This window comes from Paenibacillus sp. FSL R5-0908 (genome assembly GCF_038006245.1).
Taxonomy (GTDB): Bacteria; Bacillota; Bacilli; order Paenibacillales; family Paenibacillaceae; genus Paenibacillus_AQ; species Paenibacillus_AQ odorifer.
Genome location: NZ_JBBOUV010000001.1, coordinates 4,430,541 through 4,448,734, shown reverse-complemented (window position 1 = coordinate 4,448,734; position 18,194 = coordinate 4,430,541). Strand labels below are relative to the sequence as shown.

The following is an 18,194-nucleotide window of genomic DNA, read 5'->3' as shown; positions in this document are numbered from 1 at the left end:
TAGCAATGAAAAAGCAGGTGGACTTGCCACCTGCTTTACCGATCACCACACTTTAATATAATTTTTGCCCTTATTCAAAAGTGTAAGAGGTCCTAAAGTGCTTTTATGTTCTTTCTTTTTATCCAGAAAATCTGTATCCAGAATTATATTGCTGCCATCCGGATTCTCAAACTCGGCATCCACGATGCGCACCCGCGGCAAAGTCTCAGTGGAATGTACCTCACCTAAGAAGTTAACGAAGCTTTCAGGCAGATCAATGGAAAGGAATCCCTCATCTCCTTGATCTACAATAAAGAAGTCTGGATCAAAGCTTTCCTCAACCAGCTTTACATTCTCTCTTTCGAAAGGCTCAGCACTGTTTAAGTAAGCGTTGTTATTAATGAACATAGGCTGTTCAACGAGTTCAAACTCCTCAAGATCACCGTGTAACTTATGGACATTCTCGATATACTCCGCCAAAGAGGTGGTGTAGTTATTGAAATGTGATGTTCCCACGCCTGTCCATCCGTCTTTTCCAATAATGATATTGTTATAGAACCGATCGTCCCCACCATAAATAAGTGAGAAACCGGCAATTTTTGTACTATGCGGAAGATGATATTGCGTGGACCGGTTTAGTACCTTTCGATGAACCATCCTGCCGCCGATCAGATTGTTGATATAGGCTCCACCTTGGGCTACATTCTCTAAAGCATGTTTAGCTGTCAAGATATTATGGTCAACAATGTAAGGGCCATGGCTTACTTCTATAAACAAATCCCGGTGATTTTGATAGAACAGATTTTTGCTGATTCTTGTCCCTTGGGTCTGCCAATCCAGCCATAAACCTAAAGTACAATCGTGAATCCGGTTATGGTGGATGTGAGTATCGATCGGTGCGTGAAGCTTGATTCCGGCAATTTCGTGGCCCCAGAATTCCCGTTTTATCGCAATGTTGTAAATATGGTTATGATGAATTTCGCTGAAAATACAACCTAAGTGGCCGACGATGGCATTTTGGCCGCAATCATAAATGGTATTATGGCGGATAAGATGTGAACCGATCGATTCTTTGCTCCAGCCCTGACGCTCAGCAGTAAAGACGGATTCAAGCTGGTATTGATATCCGGGTTTGTCTTTTCGAAGGGTACGGTAATTATGGCCTGTGGAAGCTTCTTTGCCGATACTGATAGCGCTGCATTTGGCATCGTGAATGATATTATTTTCAATAATCCAGCCTTTACTCCAGTTAGTGCCCAGCAGTCCGGGCTGGTCTGCGGTTGGAGGTGCCCAAGGTGTTGCCGCATGTGCCATTTCAAAACCTTTTACAGTAATATAATCAATCCCGGTTTCTTCAGGGTAGAAACAAGATCTGCGTACATTGATTTCTACCAGTTCTTTGTTCGGGTTGGCACCTTGGAAATTAGCGTAAATCGTGGTGTGGTCAGGGCTTACTTCGGCAAACCAAACATAGGTCGTCTGTTTTGGATTTTGGACCGGAACCATCTCTTGTGTCCAGAGATCCTTTAACATCAGCTTTTCGACAGGAGCTGCCAGTTGATCATACTGACTGACCTCATAAAAAGACATGCCATTTAGATATACATCGCCTAAGTGTCTTGTCTCCTCTATAGTGACGAGCCAATCGCCAGACACTTCCTCAACATACGGATTAAAGCTGCCAAAAAACGTGTTCGGCAAGATCACTTTCCAAATATGATTCTCAACCTGCTGCCAATCTTGTATATGTTCAGAGCCTTTTATGACAACCAGCTCGTCTTCAGCGGCTTGATAAATAATTCTTCTTTGTTCGCTTAATCCTTTGTATCTCGGTTTTACCCACTCACGATATATCCCTTCATGAACGATAACCTTATCTCCAGCGACAGCTACTAAAGCCGCTCTATTGATGGTTAAAAAGGGATCATGTTGAGTGCCTTGATCTTGATCTGAACCGGTTTTTGATACGTGATATTCCATTGTCCTATAACCTCCGCTTGGTTGACTTTATCCAATATTATAGGATTTAACATTGTTAGTTCTATACTTTATATAGTACACTTTAAGACAAAATTAGTGTTTTCGTGAAGGAGAATCTACTTGTGGCCCTTTTTTGAAAAACATGGTGTCGGCGAAGAAGATTACTTTAAACTCATTCCCTTGAAAAACTATCATTTTCCACTTCATTTTCATCGGGCATTTGAGATTATTTATGTCAACGACGGGCAGTTATCTATCACCATTGATGGGAAAAGCTATCAGGTGCAGAAAAATGATCTGGTTTTTATTTTTCCAAATCAGATGCATGAATTTGAGACGATTGATTTTTCGGAGATTATGGTAATCCTTTTCTCCACAGAATTGATAGGTGATTTTCACATGAATTATAAAAGCTTTATACCCAATGATAATATTCTCCATGCTGTGAATGAACCTGATTGTACAAAGCTGGATTCAATTTATAGCCAGAAAAGTTTTCTGTATGGTGTATGCGCGCAGTTGATCTATCAGACATCATTTGCTCCAGTCAAACAGTCCCCGCAAACAAAGGTGCTCTATAAAATCCTGCTTTTTGTAGAACAAAATTATTCTACCGATTGCACATTAAAAGCTGTAGCAAAACATCTGCAATATGATTACCCGTATTTATCAAAGCTGTTTGTCCAGCTGATGAAAATGCCCTTCACAGATTACTTGAATCACTATCGGATCTCACAAGCATGTTATATATTAAAAAACTCGAATCTTACTATTGGTGAAGTTGCCAACCTTTGCGGCTACAGTAACTTACGGTCATTTCATCGGAATTTCCAGAAAATCACCCATCAATCGCCGAAAGGGTATCGGGTTTCCAATCCTCCTGATAAGGAAATGAACTAGGATGCTTAAAGGGGGTAGGGAAGAGGATAAAAAGAACTCCAAAACCACGAGTATAGTGGTCTTGGAGTTCTTCTTTTTTTTTATTTTTGCATCATAATTCTGTAAATCAGCATGGCTGCTTCGGCACGTGTGGAATGGGCAGTTGGTGTAAGCTGCTGCTGAGAGTCTCCTTTAATGAGACCTGCTGATACCAGCGCCGTAATATCATTTGCCGCATAATTAGAAATTTGATTATGGTCAGTGTAGCCGTCTAAGGCAGAGGAAGAGGACGTATTCGATTTCCATACCTCTGCAGCCTTCAATGCCCTAGCTGCCATAACAAACATTTCTTGTCTGGAGATGGAGTCATGAGGGTGGTAAAGGCCGTCGGATTGGCCCGTAACGATCCCTAATTTCTGAGCTGTCATAAGCCCCTCATAAAAATAATCGTTAGGTGACACATCTGCAAAGCTATTTCCTTCTGCTGCGGACAGACCTAAAGCTCTAACTAATAAAAGTGCGAAATCTGCACGTGTAACAGTCTGGTCGGACCTGAACTCTGTTTCTGTTACACCATTAATGATACCTTTTGATGAAAGTACTTCTACAATAAACTTCGCCCAATGAGAATCAGTTATATCCCTGAACGTTTTGTGATTGTAAACGGCGGCGTATTGTCCAGATGAGTTTGTTGTTGAGAAATTAACTTGCTTCTTATCTGCATCATAATTTCCGCCTAATACCGGTTGGATGACTCCGTGTTCATTGACGTTCCACGCAACAATAAATGCGTTGTTCAATGGAGGTACAGCTGCTGGATATGGAAGCCCAATTTGAATGGCTGAATTTAAACTCTCTAATTGAACAGTTGTACCATCCAAAAGTAGCTCGTAATCAATAAGCAAATTGTCACCCAATCGCTTCTTTAAACTTCCTGTTGTATCGACAGGTTTGAGGAGCAAGGTAACCGACTTCACATTGTCCAGTGTCTTCACCGGGAATAGATTATCCGGAAGTACAAAGGTAGCTAGTGATGTATTGATCTCAAGCTGCAATTTGGAAGTTCCAAAAAGAAATGCTGCGGCAGGGAGAGTGACTTCAAATGAGCCAACATTTGAGAATTGTTCCTCTGCGAGCTGAATTCTTAGGATTTTGTGGCCTGCGGAATTAGGTTTGGCTAAATTGATAATCTTTTGTAAGGAAGATTCAGTCAATATTGCGCTAGCTTTTTCTCCATTCATAGTAGTAGGTATCTCAATCCTTACGCTACCGTCCAAATGGAGTATAGTAGTGGCCGAATCTCCAACCGATGATCCGGAACTGCCTGAGCTCACGGCAGCCGTCGGACTCGGAGAAGCCGTTGGACTCGGTGAGGCAGTCGGACTCGGTGAGGCCGTTGGACTCGGAGAAGCCGTCGGACTCGGAGAAACAGTCGGACTCGGAGAAGCCGTCGGACTCGGAGAAACAGTCGGACTCGGTGAGGCAGTCGGACTTGGAGAAGCCGTCGGACTCGGAGAAGCCGTGGGACTCGGAGAAGCAGTGGGACTCGGTGAGGCAGTCGGACTTGGAGAAGCCGTCGGACTCGGAGAAGCAGTGGGACTCGGAGAAGCAGTGGGACTCGGAGAAGCCGTCGGACTTGGTTCCGGCCCATCCAAAGGAATGAACTTCAAGAAATCGCCCCAGATTATATTCCCGTCAGCATCCCGAGAGTAATTGACTACAGGATTTAAGCTGACAAAGTTAGAATCGCTCAGTTCTTTTCCTGAATTATTCGCCGATCGCGTGCCGTCAAACATGAAATTATTGTCCGCAGCTAAAGAAGCTGGATATTGGTCTTTTGCAATGTTGGCAGTTCGGTAAGATAAGAAACCGTCAATCGTAAAGTCTGGAGTAATGTGATCATAAGTGGTGAAGCTTATATTACCACGCGTATTGTTAAATCCGAGGTTGTTGATGGCGATCACACCTGGATTACTATTGCTTGTAAAACCATAAGCGCCATTACCAAAGGCGATGGAATCGCGGATGGTATGTGTGACATGAATGCCTTCGCCACCAAGCTTGAAGCCATTTTTATCACCGGCACCTACGGTTCCGTCTGTTAAGAACCCATTGTTGAAGGCAGCGCTGTGCTCAATCAGCACTGAACCTATTGCACCTGAGCCTGCTTTCGTATATAAGTCCCAACCATCGTCGATATTGTTATGCGCCAGACAACCTCTGAAAATATTACCAACACCCGCAGTCAATTTTGCCGCAAAGCCATCGGCATTATTGTCGGATGGATCACGGTTGTCGAAGGAGGTACTGTTGAGAATTAAGTTGTAAGAAGGCCATTCACTGATTTCTATCGCGGTACCATCAGTTCGGCTGATTTGTAAACCAGTGTCACCATTCGCATAGAAACGGCTATTTTCAACGACGTTATAATTTCCTCCCACCGTAAAACCCTTGGTATTCCCAGCTGAGCGAGTGAAATCAAGTCCCTTCACATGCCAATAGTTTCCGCTCAAGAGAACGCCTTCTGTTTTTTTGTCAAAATCAAAGATGGGTCTTGCTCCTGGTGCTGCTTCTATATACTTTTTGGCGGAGGCTTTACCATCATTGTACTTTTTAATCTCAAGTGGTGATTTCCGCACATAACGACCCTCAAGCACAATAATATGCTGACCTGGTTTAACGAAATCAATCGCAGTATCGATATCAAGTGGGAGATTGATCGTTCCATCTCCGGAGCTTGATCCGGTGGGCGATACGTAGATCTCATCATCTTCGTTATAACTTTTTAGGGTGACGGTATAGTTGCTGATGATCTTCTCATAAGAGGTCAAATACTGAGTATCATCTGGTAAAAAAGTAATGCTGAAGTTCGTATCTCCTTGATCAAGAAGTCTCGTGGGAATAGAAAGACGTTTACCAGCTATTGCCTCGATATCCTGAGCGATGATCGTAGAACCTTGCTTCAACGTCACCGTTCCGTTGACATTAGAGCGCACAATCATTTGGTAAGCTGGATCTGAGGTTTTACTTAGTGAAAGTATATTTAAGCTAGGTGTGACGGGAGTCGCAGGTGGTTCTATTTTAGGAGGATCTGTAGCTGCTGAAGTGACTGTTAATTGAATATTGCTTACATTAATTGTGGCTAAACGAGCGGCATAGAATCCGACGTACATTTTTGAATCCTGTACGCTAAGAATGTCTGGTGTGAAATGAATAGCTTGCTGGCCATTATTGAGCTGTCCTGTAAAACCACTATTCGTCTTTGCTAACGTTAAATGGTAAGGTGCTGCAGGAACAGTATTGGCAGGTGCCGGACGTTCTTTTTGAAGCATGGTGGTTTGAATCCCTTTACTGCCAGTCCCATCCGTTTTTTCAACTCCAGTGCGGACAAAAAGCTGTGTGCCCAGATCGCTTTTCGTACCGCCGCTATAACCACCGAGGGCAGCTATATTGGATGCAAAGACGCTAGAATTTCCTTGTGTGCCGATGACGTCACGTGCCATAATGCCAAAAGATTCTTGCCCGTCATATGGATTTTTTGCAAAAGCCAACACTTGGATATCCGCAGATAGTACGAAATTATCTTCCGCAGCATCTAGCTCGGTGTAATAGAAGGTAATGCCGTCATGATCTTCGGTGACTTTACCGCCGCCTTCCAAAGCGATCAGTTGGGCGGATCCATCCTCGTTGACAATCGTCTGATTGTTAGCTGCTGAAGTGGACTGACCGAATTGAATGCTTTTCCAAATGGAATCCATCTTTTCTTTTACTGTAACCGAATACGTAATGGGCTTAATAGAAGAATCGGTAGGGAGTATGCCAATTTCATACACTCCAGCTGCCTGATTGTCGAACTTGGAAGTGTCGAGCGTATAGCTGTTTAGCTTCTCTCTATCTGAATTATCATACACTTTGGATACGAGCAGGTTGTTGCTGTCAAAGTTGTCGTTAATAAAAAAGGTAGTTTTAGGATAGCTGGTGACTTCGATGCCAAGTAGTTTTTTAACGTTGACCTTAACTTGAAAAGAGGTTGTTAAACCTTTATGCGTAATTGTGATTTTTTTATCGCCAGATGTCGTGGTGTCGAGAGGAGAGACTTTGTATTCATTGTTCAACAGCCGAATCTGTGTACCATCACTGTAATGAGCATAAACCACAAGTCCTTCTAGTTTGAGGGAGTCACCGATATAGTAGAGTGTTTGTTTAGGTTCATTTCGAATTTCTAAAGCGGATAACGTCGCTGCTTTTACTTCCACATTAAAGGTTGTTGTGATTGCCGGCGCCTCTGTTGAAGTAACGGATACCGCTGTGGAGCCTGATTGCGTAAATAGATACGGTAATAAATCGCTGACCGGTTGTCCGTTAATGGAGAGGGAATAAAGATCACTGGTCAGCTCTTTGGTCAGGAAGCCGTCGTTATAATTGGCAACAAGAACAAGACCTTCTGGATCGAAGGTATCGCCTGGGTAATATACGGTTTTAGCTGGATAATACTTCACTGATAATGAGGTCATAGATAATGGAACGATTTGCAATGGAATACTCACGAAAGCACCGTTGTAGTTAATGGTTATGATATTTTCTCCAACCTTGCTGCTATCAAAGCCTGTAACAATATAGTCCGTAGAAGACAAAACTGCCTCACTCTGATCAGAAAAAATAGCCTTAACGACTAATCCAGTCAAATCTAGGAATTCACCAACCAGATAAGTGGTTTTCGTCATTGCGCTCGTATCAGCGGTTAAGCTGGTTACGATTTTGGATTCAAGCTGGATGTCTATGTCACTGAAAGTAACAGTTGCATCTCTAGCTACATAGATTCCGGCAAAAAGAGTATCTGTGAACGTATCGTCCAGTGTTATGATTTCGGTCTGATCACCCACACTAAATCGATAAGTATCTCCTGATTTTTTAATACTTAGCGAATATACAGCTCCTGCGGACGGGGCCTGGCTATCGCTAAAAGGATTTAACTTCACTTGGGTGTCTTTTTTATAAAAGCCTTTCATTACCTGATCCAAAGCACCTACCGCCGCATAGTCAGAAGTGGTTGTGCTTGTATCTCCGTTCGTCCCAATACTGTCGCGGAGCATAAGACCGAAGGATTTCTGGTTAGGTGTGCTGACAGTGCTATTGCTATTAAAAGCAATCACTGAAGCGGTCGCTTTCAGTTCAAAGTTCGCATCCACCGGAATCTCTTTCGAATAAAAAGATAATCCCTCATCGCTGCTGGAGATTTTGCCGCCGTAGGTCGTCATCGTTACAGAGGTTGGACTTTCAATTATAGGCTCGGGGTTCTTAGCTGGACTAGTGTTGCCTCCGAAGGCGCTGAAGCCCCAAGGTCCTAGCGCGATTTGACCTTCTTGACTGAATTGAATATTTCGGAACGTAACCGTAGTGTTTCTAGCGGTATAAAGGCCCGCATATTGAACGGAGCCGTCAAAGCTTTCGATCGTTTTGGTTTCATTGCCGATGCGGACAATATACAGATTTCCGGTCTTTTTGATGCTTAATTCGTAATTCTCTCCTTGGGCAGGGCGATTAGCGTTATCAAACACGTACCCAAGTTTCTGTAGGCTTGTATTTTGCAATTTGTGAAACGCTTTCATTTCTTGATCCAAAGCACCCACGGCGACATAATCTCCAGAGTAGGCTCCGAATTGGTTATTCCACACATTGCCGCGCAGCATTATTCCGAAGGAAACTTGGTTATTGGCTGTCCAAGCATCCACGTGAGCCGTTGCCTTCAACTCAAAATTAACACTTGGATCAACCTCTTTAAAGTAATAAGCGATACCTTCCGTGCTGCCCGATACTTTGCCTCTGTCGTTCGAGCTTCGCAGTGTAGCTGATCCATCCGTGTTCTCCGTAATGCCAAAGTTGGCTGCAGTAATCTTGTCTTGCCCCCCAACATCACCAAATACGCTGCCTTGCCATTCACTTTGAATGTTAATCATTCCTTCATAAGGATCAGGTGCTTCCTCTGCAAACATCGATAACGGAAAAGAGGAGCACAAAAGCAGGAAGGTTACGAGCATGGCTAACAAACGTTGTTGTTTTCTCAATGATTAAAACCTCTCCTTATATGATCGATTTTGACCAAAGCTAAGCTTGATCATCCGAAATTATACGTTATCACTAAAGCGTACAGCTATAATCAATACGCCATATAACGCTGTTTATGCAGCAGGAGAGGGAGAATCTGAGTTAATGACACCCGGTTTATGCCTTTGCTTCTGCTACTTACGTGGAGTTTCCGGAGTTTGTTGCTGGTGGTTAGTACTCCCGCGTGGGTGTTACGGGCGCCGAAACTGCCGATAAGTACGATTGCAGTGGAAGTCCGATACTCATGAGCAAAAATTACGCCCGTGATTGGAGTTACGGACCGTAATGCAGCTATTTCAGCTAATTCGCTCCTTTTCCCTGAGTTTCGGACAGCATAGCTCTTAATGAGCTGAAAAAGGGGAACTGTGGAGTGTTTTTGAGTAAATAGCTGCAACTGAGTCCGATAGCGTGGCGAAAACGAGGAAATTCAGCAAATAAGGGCTATACTGTCCGAACGTAGGGAGTTCAGCTGGTGAGAGTGCATAATGGATGGCAAACAGATTAAAACTGGCTTACAAAGTGAACCAAATCATCTAAATATTGCTCAACAACAATATGTCGCGGAAAAAAGACAGCGGTCAAATATGTTCTTAATGGTGATGAGGCATTCTTTTTTGAGAGCATAGAGTGATCAGCATCAGGAATATAGAAGACGGAGAGTAGGTTTTCAGGAATTTTTTCACGGTAAACACGTTCGGTTTCCTCAACATCTACATTTATATCTTGCCCGCCAAGAACTAAGTGGACAGGTGTAGTGAAGTTTTTTAAATCCTTGCTCGCATCTGACTGATAATTTTTAGCGAAAAACCCCCATTTTTCTTTGGAAATTAAATCGTCCGATTGTGCAATTCGCAAGTAACTTTCATACGACGCCTGTTCTTTAAGTAGCAGTAGGATTTGCGCGTTATAATCTTCTCTCTTTTGTATCTCCTGTTCTGAAAAACCTTCTAAAATCATCTCTTGTCTGGTATTGTATTGTCCTTGAGAAATCCATTGAATGGCGGGGGATACAAGAATACTGAAGGCGAGATCAGGCACTTTTTTAACAATCTTAGGAATCACCCAGCCCGCCTGACTTGCTCCCCACAAACCAATAGCTTGAGTATTAATCATAGGTAAGGATTTAGCCCAGTTAATTGCATATATAGTTTCTTGCGCTCTATCCTCCATGCTTTGTTCTAGCCAGTTCCCTGAGGAACCCCCGATACCCGGTTTGTTAAGAGATAAGGAAGCATATCCGGCAGAGGCGAGCTTTTCCCACAAAGGTTTATATCCATCATCGTAAGTATCATTAACTGGGCCATCCCCATGAACAAAAACTACCAGTCCGACGGTTCCAGAGTAACTTTCGGGCAGAACTAAGGTTCCTGTTAGTTGACCTTGAGGCGTATCAATTTCAATTTTTTGCTCAGTCATTGAAAAAGAATGTTGCTGTAGTACGAACAGGACCGCTGCAATCAACAACGAAATGGTAATCATCCAGACAGTTAGCTTAATTTTCTTTTTCATTCATTGATCCCCCAAATTGTAGCGATGTTGTTCTTATCATGTAATGCCAAATAGGCTCTTTAAAAAGTAAATGTCTTACCGCGCTATAGTCAGATTTATGGATCTCAAAGTTCAACTGCTGGTACATATTAAGGGCTCGTTTATTCTTGTTAGCAACATGTAGCGTTAATTTTTCAACCTCAGAATGACTGTTTACAAAATCCGCCGCCCAACCCAGCAACTTTTTGCCAATTCCCTTATTACGGTGACTGGACCGAACAGCCAAATGAGCCACATAACACTCTTTTGCACTAGGTTGATAATCCAAAAAATATAACCCGAGGATTAACTTACCAACATTTAAGTATCCAAATTTCTTGAATAGCTGCAAAAAGGGAGCCCGATTCAGTGGTTTAATTGATCCTTTTTTAAGGGAGAGCGTATCCTGCCATTTTAAGTAGATAGTGCCAACCACTTCTCCGTTTTCATAAGCGATTATTTGTTTAGATGATAAGGAAGAAGAATCTTGTTCCCAAAGTCTTATAAGTAGATCAGCAATTTCATTGTCCTCGAGAGAGAGGAGAGAGTGAAATTTCCCCTGAAATGCATCTACCAAAAGCCTGCTTACAGCCTCACGATCTTGTTCCTGGTAATGGGCGATGATAACCTCGTTTGTACTCATTTAGTGGTATCATCTAAGGCATGCTCGATTTGAATTTGAAGCTCATAATGAAGCTTGTCGTTGTTAAACATGGATAGGTATGATTTCTCCAAAATGATGATTGGTCCCAATACCATATAGTGATGCCCATTTAAAAAGTGTTCCAGCTTGGCAATCTCATGATCTACATCCTGATCGTCTGTTACAAAAAATGCTTTATAGAGATAACACCCTTTTTCTAAAACAATGTCAGGGGTGGGAGTGGTTTCAATGGTTTCGAAGCATAAGGTTACTTGTTCAGAATCGTATACATAATGTAAATCTGTTTCAAATAAATGATGGTTCTGCGGTCTTTTTTCATATAAACTTCGTGCAGTTAGTGTTTCGTTATCCTCTAGCACCAACCACTTTTTGAGATAACGATTGTCCACATGTTTAATTTGATACTCCCCCTCCATGTTGCCATAATCTGCATGCTCTTTTAGTACCTTTTGTACAAATTGTTGCAGCATTATTAATTGGTTTATTTCTGAGTTGATTTTGTTTAGCGATTTCTCTAACAACTGTTGGTAGTCATTCGTTGCGGATTTATTCATACTTTGGTTAATGGTACTGACAGGGATGTTTAATTTGCGGAGCAACAGGATATGTGCCAATTGATAGATCTCATCGATGCCGTACATCCGGTACTGATTATTGTCTATATAGGATGGAAACAGGATTTCTTTTTCTTCAAAATATCGAATCTGATGGATAGATACATTCATAAGTTTTGATAGTTCGCCAATTGTAAGGTACGGATTCAAGGGCGGTGCTCCTAACTGTAAGTTATTTGATAAAACAACTATAAACCTTAGGTCAGACCTAAGGTCAAGCGTCGATTAAAATACGGGATAAGCAGAGTACTTTTTTCTAAATAATGATTAGTAATAGTAATGGGTGGTAATGAAAAAGACTTAGATTTTGGAAGGACAATGCGGGGGTGCAACGGATTAGATTCATGATCATTTTTTTGTATGAGCCTTGCTGGTATGACCCTTGAGTTGCCTTTACGGACCGTAATGCAGCTATTTCAGCTAATTTGCTCATTTTCTCTGGGTTTCGGACTGCATAGCTCTTATTGAGCTGAAAAAATGGGTCAGAGCAGTGCTTTTGAGTAAATAGCTGCAACTGAGTCCGATAGCGTGGCGAAAACAAGAGAAATTGGCAAATTAGGGCTATACGGTCCGAACGTAACTTTTAATCAAACCAAACTAATCAAATCAAATCTTCACATTCTAAGCTGATAGGTTCGATTGCGTTCTTTTCCACCAACGATCTCTAGTAGCTGCTGTTCAGCTAACTCGTGTAAAACACGTCGGGCATGACGATTAGTGACTCTAAGATGATGGGTGAGTTCAACAGGTGTAAAAGGACGCAGAAGACGTCTTGCGAAACGAAGTGTTTCAGCTTCTAACCAAGTTAATGAAGAGGGCACGTCTGAAGCCATGAATTTGCCAATGAAGGCGAGTACTAGTTGTTGACATAGCTGAGGCTCGTCCGTGATTGAGGGATAGGCGATGGACAGGAAGGTCCAACCGTCTAGCGATAATAAGGAATGGCGTCTACATAAATCTTTGAATCGTCGTACATCAAGATCTCTAGCATGCGGACCGTAGCCTTGAATCTCTATTCCACCCTTAGCTCCACCTGGCATATAGGCCAGATCAAGATAACGATAACCATTGTTGAAATCGCGCACTTCCCATTCGGGGAACAAGTAGTTGAAGTTTCCTACAGCAGGAAACCATACCGCACGCAGAAATTCGACTGTTCCATAGCCCAACCCTTTTGCAAGAAGCTCCTGTCTGCGGGGATTGTTATCCTTATCCAAGTTGATCTGTAACCATTCCTCTAGTAGCTGTTCGAATCTGGACATTTTGTATATCCTCCTTAAGTAATTTTTTGAAAAAAGAAAAAGCCGCTCCCATACAATTCCTCCTGAGCTTAACCCAGGATAGAGATTGTATAAAAGCGGCGTGTTCTTCACGACCTATAGTTGCTATTATAACGAGTGCTGAGGATTTCTTCAATGAGTTACTGTGTATAAAGATGACGAATTCTAATAGGTTTTAGATGAAGGAAGCTAGCATGGTGAACGAGCTAAATTTGCTGAAGTTAATAGTTACTCTAAAAGCGGATTCTTCCCCCTCGCGCGGTCCGCATGGCTTTTCCAGGACGACCATCATGTGATTACTGATCTGCAAAAATGGATTACGTGCTCTACGCAATATCATTATTCATTTTCGAACGTTGCGGACCGTATTGCAGCTATTCGTACATTTTCGCTCGTATTCCAGAAGTTACGGACTGCATAGCTCTTATTAGCTGCAAATCGACTCAAAATGGAGTAGTTATGTGCGAATAGTTGCAACTGAGTCCGATAGCATGGCAAAACCCTCGTTTTTCAGCAAATAAGGTCTCCTGAGTCCGCATGCGCGCGGTGTAAGTATCCAGAGTCGCAAGAACTCCTGAGTCCGCAAGTGCCCGGCAGTTGCATTCGAGTTGCCAAAGTAGCACAAGTCGTCCAACTGGTCCTTTCATTTCGTCATTAAACTCATCATGCTGATTTCGTCGTCCTACTCATCGTGCTCATCTCGTCATCCTACTCATCATGGTCATATCAGACCCTCTTTTCATACAAGTCCCGCTTTTTCCGAAAAAAATCCTAATTAAGGCCCATTACTTTGTCGAATTGTGAAGGAAATTAGAAAATTTTATAGAATTATCTATGTTCATCTAAACTTTTTACGCTACATCACGTGTTGCAGGATGGCCCTGGTGATTGCTGCAGCTTTACTCTTCCATAAAAGGGGCCGATACGATGCTCAAAAGGACATTACTTATCTATCTGATTGGTTTAATTTTATTATCTGCGATTCCTCTATCCATTCTTATGGGTCACGATAAACAAGGGAGTCACCTGCAAGTGCAGCATGGAGTCATGGATCTCGCGGATTGGGATTACGAACAGGATAAGATTATCAAGTTAGACGGTGAATGGGAGTTTTATTGGAACCAGCTATTAACTTCTGAGCATTTTAGGGCGGGTAGCGCAGATATACCTGCTTCTTCAGCTTGGATGGAGGTACCCTCCCGGTGGAACGGCAACATCGTTAATGGAAGCCCTTTACCCGCCTTCGGTTCTGCCACCTATCGGATGGTGCTAAAAAACCTGCCCGTAAGTGGGGTATTTGCCTTGAAAAAAACAAATATCCGCTTTTCAAGCAGGATTTTTGTTAATGGACAGTCAGTTATTGAGGATGGTAATCCTGCTGCTTATGAAGCTGATTATCGGTCAGGGAATATCCCGCTGATTGGGCTTTTTTCGTCTGATAAGGGAGATGTAGAAATCATAATACAAGTCTCCAACTTCGATTATGTAAATGGGGGCATTCCGGTTTCTTTATCCTTTGGTGAGGAAGCAGCAATGATGGAGGTTCAGCAGAAGAGTACGGCCCGTGAATTTAGCACCGTTGCTATTTTAGGCACACTTGCGCTTATCTTTTTTATCTGCTTTGGGGCAGCGTCCTTATACCGTAAGCAGGATTATTCTTTACTTGTGTTTGCTACTATTTGTTTGCTGTTTGCGATATATCATGGGTTGATCGGTGAGCGTTCACTCTTACTCTTTTTCCCTAAACTTTCGTTCATAGTGCTCTACAAAGTAAAGGATATAAGCTCCATCGCCTGCTTTATTGTGCTCGCAATATTTTTTTACCAAATGCACAAAAGCATAATATCTTTAAAATTTACTCAAGCCATAACGATTGTTTTAGGCAGCTTTATAATTCTGGTCGCTATCCTGCCGATTCGTTCTTACACGGTCATTTATCCGTATGTGATTATTTTATATGAGCTGATGTTAATTTGGATGTTATGTAGAGTGGCCACATTGTATATCAGAAGCACAGAAGTAAATAGAATCAAATTGCTGCTGATGTTTATGGCGATTCTAGCTATTAATCTATATTCCATAGACATTATTCTGTTTGCTCTTTCTATAAAAGAGAACCTTTGGCTCGGGCAGTTTTACATCGTGGCTTTTAATATCATCATGATCGTACTGATTGTTCTACGTTTTTTTGAAGCCTACCATACCATAGACGAGATGAAAAACCAGCTGATCGGGCTGGATAAAATTAAAGATGAATTCCTTTCCAACACCTCACATGAACTAAAAACACCTCTAAATGCCATAGTGAACATTACAGCTACGCTGCTGGATGGGGTTGAGGGTCCAGTTAATGAAAAACAAGCGCAGAATCTAGCGATCGTAATCGGGAGCGGCAGAAGATTAACACATATGGTAAATGAACTACTTGATTATTCCAAAATGAAGTACGGAGACATCACATTATACAAAAGCAACCTGGATTTGAAGGCCGTTGTTGATTCCGTCATTGGCATTCATTCTTTTCTGCTCGGAGAAAAGTCGATCCTGCTCGTTAACAGAGTCGCTTCGAATTTCCCTATGGTGAATGCAGATGGCAATCGGCTGATTCAGATTTTCCACAACTTGGTTGATAATGCGATTAAATTTACGGAGCAGGGTGAAATAGAGATTAGTGCCAGAGTTATTCAGGAGTGGGTGGAAGTACGTGTGGCAGACACAGGTTTGGGAATCTCCCCGGATATGCAGGAGCGTATTTTCAAAGCTTTTGAGCAGGTGGATGAGGCGGAGATTCATAGTCATGGTGGAACAGGGCTCGGATTAAGTATTACTAAGAAGTTAGTAGAACTGCATGGTGGGAACATAGCTGTAGAATCTACAGTGGAAAAAGGTTCGGTGTTTATTTTTACACTTCCACGGTGGGATAAAGCGTTTAAGCCAATCACGAGACCAACCCTTAAGGCGGCACATTCTTATAAAGAATTAAGTTTCTCCCATGCGGGTTATCCCCTTTATATCAAAGGCGAAATCGATGAGCCTATTTTAGTAGTGGACGATGATTTTGCCAATCTGCAATCTATGATCAACCTGTTTAAGCTAGAGAAATATTCTATAGTGGTCGTCAATCGCGGGCAGATGGCACTTGAGGAGCTAGCGAAAAACACAGACTTTTTTCTGGTGGTACTGGATATTACCATGCCGGACATTTCGGGTTACGAGGTTCTGCAAAAGATTAGAGAGAGATTTACTCCTTTTGAGCTGCCTGTGTTAATGCTGACGGCCAAGAACAGGGTGAGCGATATGAAGATGTCCATGGATAACGGCGCAAATGACTATGTGGGAAAACCTTTTGAAGCTGAGGAGCTAATGGCACGTGTTAAAAGTCTGACCCGATTGAGAGCTTCCGTGAAGACTGCCAAAGACGCCGAAATTGCTTTTTTACGATCCCAGATCAAACCTCATTTCTTATACAATGCTCTGAATTCAATTGCTGAACTATGTGTGGAAGAACCTGAGAAGGCCGAAGAGTTGACACTGCAGCTGTCACAGTATTTGCGAAGCAGCTTTGATTTCAAACAACTGGATTCACTAACGAGTCTGGAGAATGAGCTTGAGCTGGTAGAGGCTTATATCAATATTGAAAAAGCACGCTTCGGTGCCAGATTAAATGTGGAATATGATGTGAGAGTGAATACGGATTACCGGATTCCTCCGCTGATTCTACAGCCTTTGGTTGAAAATGCAATAAGGCATGGCCTAATGTCCAATTTGCGGGGGGGCACGGTAAATATATCTGTAAAAGAATTAGAGAATTCGGTGATTAGCTTTATTGTGGAGGATAATGGATCAGGAATGAGTGAGCATAAATTGAAAGAAGTAATGCAGTCAGATGTAGATAAAAGAGGGGTGGGGCTGTGGAATATCAGTCAGCGCATCAAGCTATTATATGGAAAAAATATTCATATTCAAAGTGCTGAAGGATTAGGCACAACGGTATCTTTTGAAATTCCAATACAGCAGCTTAAGCGGATGGGAGGTTGAGGCATGCTGCGAGCGATTATTGTAGATGATGAGGAGTTATCGGTAAAACGCCTGAAGCGGATCTTATCGCAGAGCGGAGAGATTGAAGTCTATGAGACGTTTTTGGATCCAGCGGAAGCCTATGCTTTTGCGAAGGCCCAACCGATAGATGTAGCTTTTTTGGATATTTCTATGCCTGAGACGAATGGGATGAAGCTTTCTAGCCTTTTGCATGAATTGGATGAATCGATAGATGTGGTTTTTGTAACCGGATTTGATGAGTATGCGCTGCAGGCTTTTGACCTAAGTGCAGTGGATTATCTTTTGAAGCCTGTAACTGCGGAGCGGTTGTCTAAGACGTTAGAGAAACTCAAAAAAATGAATCGAAAAACAACGGCTGAGCCTATGTTAGAAGTTTTTTTATTTAATGGTTTAAAAGTGTACCACAGAACCCAGACTAGAGAGCTAATCAAGCTGAGAAGTCCAAAAACAGAAGAATTATTTGCTTTTCTGGTTAGTAAAGGAACTGTTAGCCGGGAGGAAATTATCGACACGTTGTGGAGCGGATTGGAGCCTGAAAAAGCGTGGAAGAATCTGAACTCGACGCTGTATTATATTCGAAAAGCAATTGGAGCCAATTATATAAAAGCTAGCAGGAACGAAATTCATGTAGTAGAGAGCAGCATTTATTGTGATCTGTATGAATTTGAGCGATTGTTAAAGCAAATCAGGCAAACCTCTGAAAGACATGTTGAATGGATGATTCAAGCAGAAGTTTTATACACAGGAGCATTACTCAAAGGAAAAGCCTATGAATGGGCCAGTAGCAGGACGCGCAGACTCGAGCATGAATATATAGGATTGCTGGAGCTGGCTGCAAGATCTCATTTGGAGCAGAATCAGCAGCATCAAGCACTGCATTATTTTGGAGAAATATTAAAATTAGATTCCTTGCGAGAGGACATCTATCATGAAATCATCAACTTATTAATTGAATTAGGGCGAATGAATGAAGCACAGCGGAAATTTGGTCAATTGGAAGAGATGCTGCAGCAAGAGCTCGGAACAACACCCGATCCTAAACTCAAAGCGTTAATGAAACAGAAGTTATTGTAATGGAAGGAACCTTCGAATGGATGGTTATCGAGG

General features: G+C 42.3%; 9 protein-coding genes. 3 read left to right on the top strand and 6 right to left on the bottom strand.

The features are described 5' to 3' along the window. Positions 1 to 42 precede the first annotated feature (42 nt). Positions 43 to 1,959 (bottom strand): right-handed parallel beta-helix repeat-containing protein, encoded by a 1,917-nt coding sequence (locus MKZ09_RS20260; RefSeq protein WP_076200694.1) that lies wholly within the window; start codon positions 1,957 to 1,959, stop codon positions 43 to 45. Between the two features lie 120 nt (positions 1,960 to 2,079). Here MKZ09_RS20260 and MKZ09_RS20255 point away from each other — a divergent pair, with 120 nt between their 5' ends. Beyond that, complete coding sequence (locus MKZ09_RS20255; protein ID WP_076200695.1) at positions 2,080 to 2,859, top strand: helix-turn-helix domain-containing protein; 780 nt, start codon at positions 2,080 to 2,082, stop codon at positions 2,857 to 2,859. 80 nt (positions 2,860 to 2,939) lie between these two features. On the opposite strand, the gene MKZ09_RS20250 is transcribed toward MKZ09_RS20255, so the two are convergent. The 5 genes from MKZ09_RS20250 to MKZ09_RS20230 form a co-directional block, all read right to left on the bottom strand. Next, positions 2,940 to 8,903 carry a bacterial Ig-like domain-containing protein gene (locus tag MKZ09_RS20250; protein WP_076200696.1) on the bottom strand — a complete coding sequence of 1,988 codons (5,964 nt, stop codon included), beginning with the start codon at positions 8,901 to 8,903 and terminating at the stop codon, positions 2,940 to 2,942. A gap of 541 nt (positions 8,904 to 9,444) precedes the next feature. Continuing rightward, positions 9,445 to 10,452, bottom strand: coding sequence for an alpha/beta hydrolase family protein (locus tag MKZ09_RS20245; RefSeq protein WP_076200699.1), 1,008 nt, complete (start codon positions 10,450 to 10,452; stop codon positions 9,445 to 9,447). Then, complete coding sequence (locus MKZ09_RS20240; RefSeq protein ID WP_076200702.1) at positions 10,436 to 11,113, bottom strand: GNAT family N-acetyltransferase; 678 nt, start codon at positions 11,111 to 11,113, stop codon at positions 10,436 to 10,438. The genes MKZ09_RS20245 and MKZ09_RS20240 overlap by 17 nt, the downstream gene beginning before the upstream one ends. After that, the gene (locus MKZ09_RS20235; RefSeq protein ID WP_076200705.1) at positions 11,110 to 11,898 is read right to left on the bottom strand and encodes a MerR family transcriptional regulator; all 789 of its coding nucleotides are present in this window, start codon (positions 11,896 to 11,898) and stop codon (positions 11,110 to 11,112) included. Before MKZ09_RS20235 ends, MKZ09_RS20240 begins: the two co-directional genes overlap by 4 nt. A gap of 464 nt (positions 11,899 to 12,362) precedes the next feature. Then, positions 12,363 to 13,010, bottom strand: coding sequence for a transcriptional regulator (locus tag MKZ09_RS20230; RefSeq protein ID WP_076200708.1), 648 nt, complete (start codon positions 13,008 to 13,010; stop codon positions 12,363 to 12,365). Positions 13,011 to 13,955: 945 nt separating this feature from the next. Between MKZ09_RS20230 and MKZ09_RS20225 the strand changes: the two genes are divergently transcribed. Further along, the gene (locus MKZ09_RS20225) at positions 13,956 to 17,066 is read left to right on the top strand and encodes an ATP-binding protein (RefSeq protein ID WP_143767268.1); all 3,111 of its coding nucleotides are present in this window, start codon (positions 13,956 to 13,958) and stop codon (positions 17,064 to 17,066) included. 3 nt (positions 17,067 to 17,069) lie between these two features. After that, positions 17,070 to 18,161: a response regulator gene (locus MKZ09_RS20220; RefSeq protein ID WP_076200714.1), complete on the top strand. Its 1,092-nt coding sequence runs from the start codon at positions 17,070 to 17,072 to the stop codon at positions 18,159 to 18,161. Positions 18,162 to 18,194: the final 33 nt, after the last annotated feature.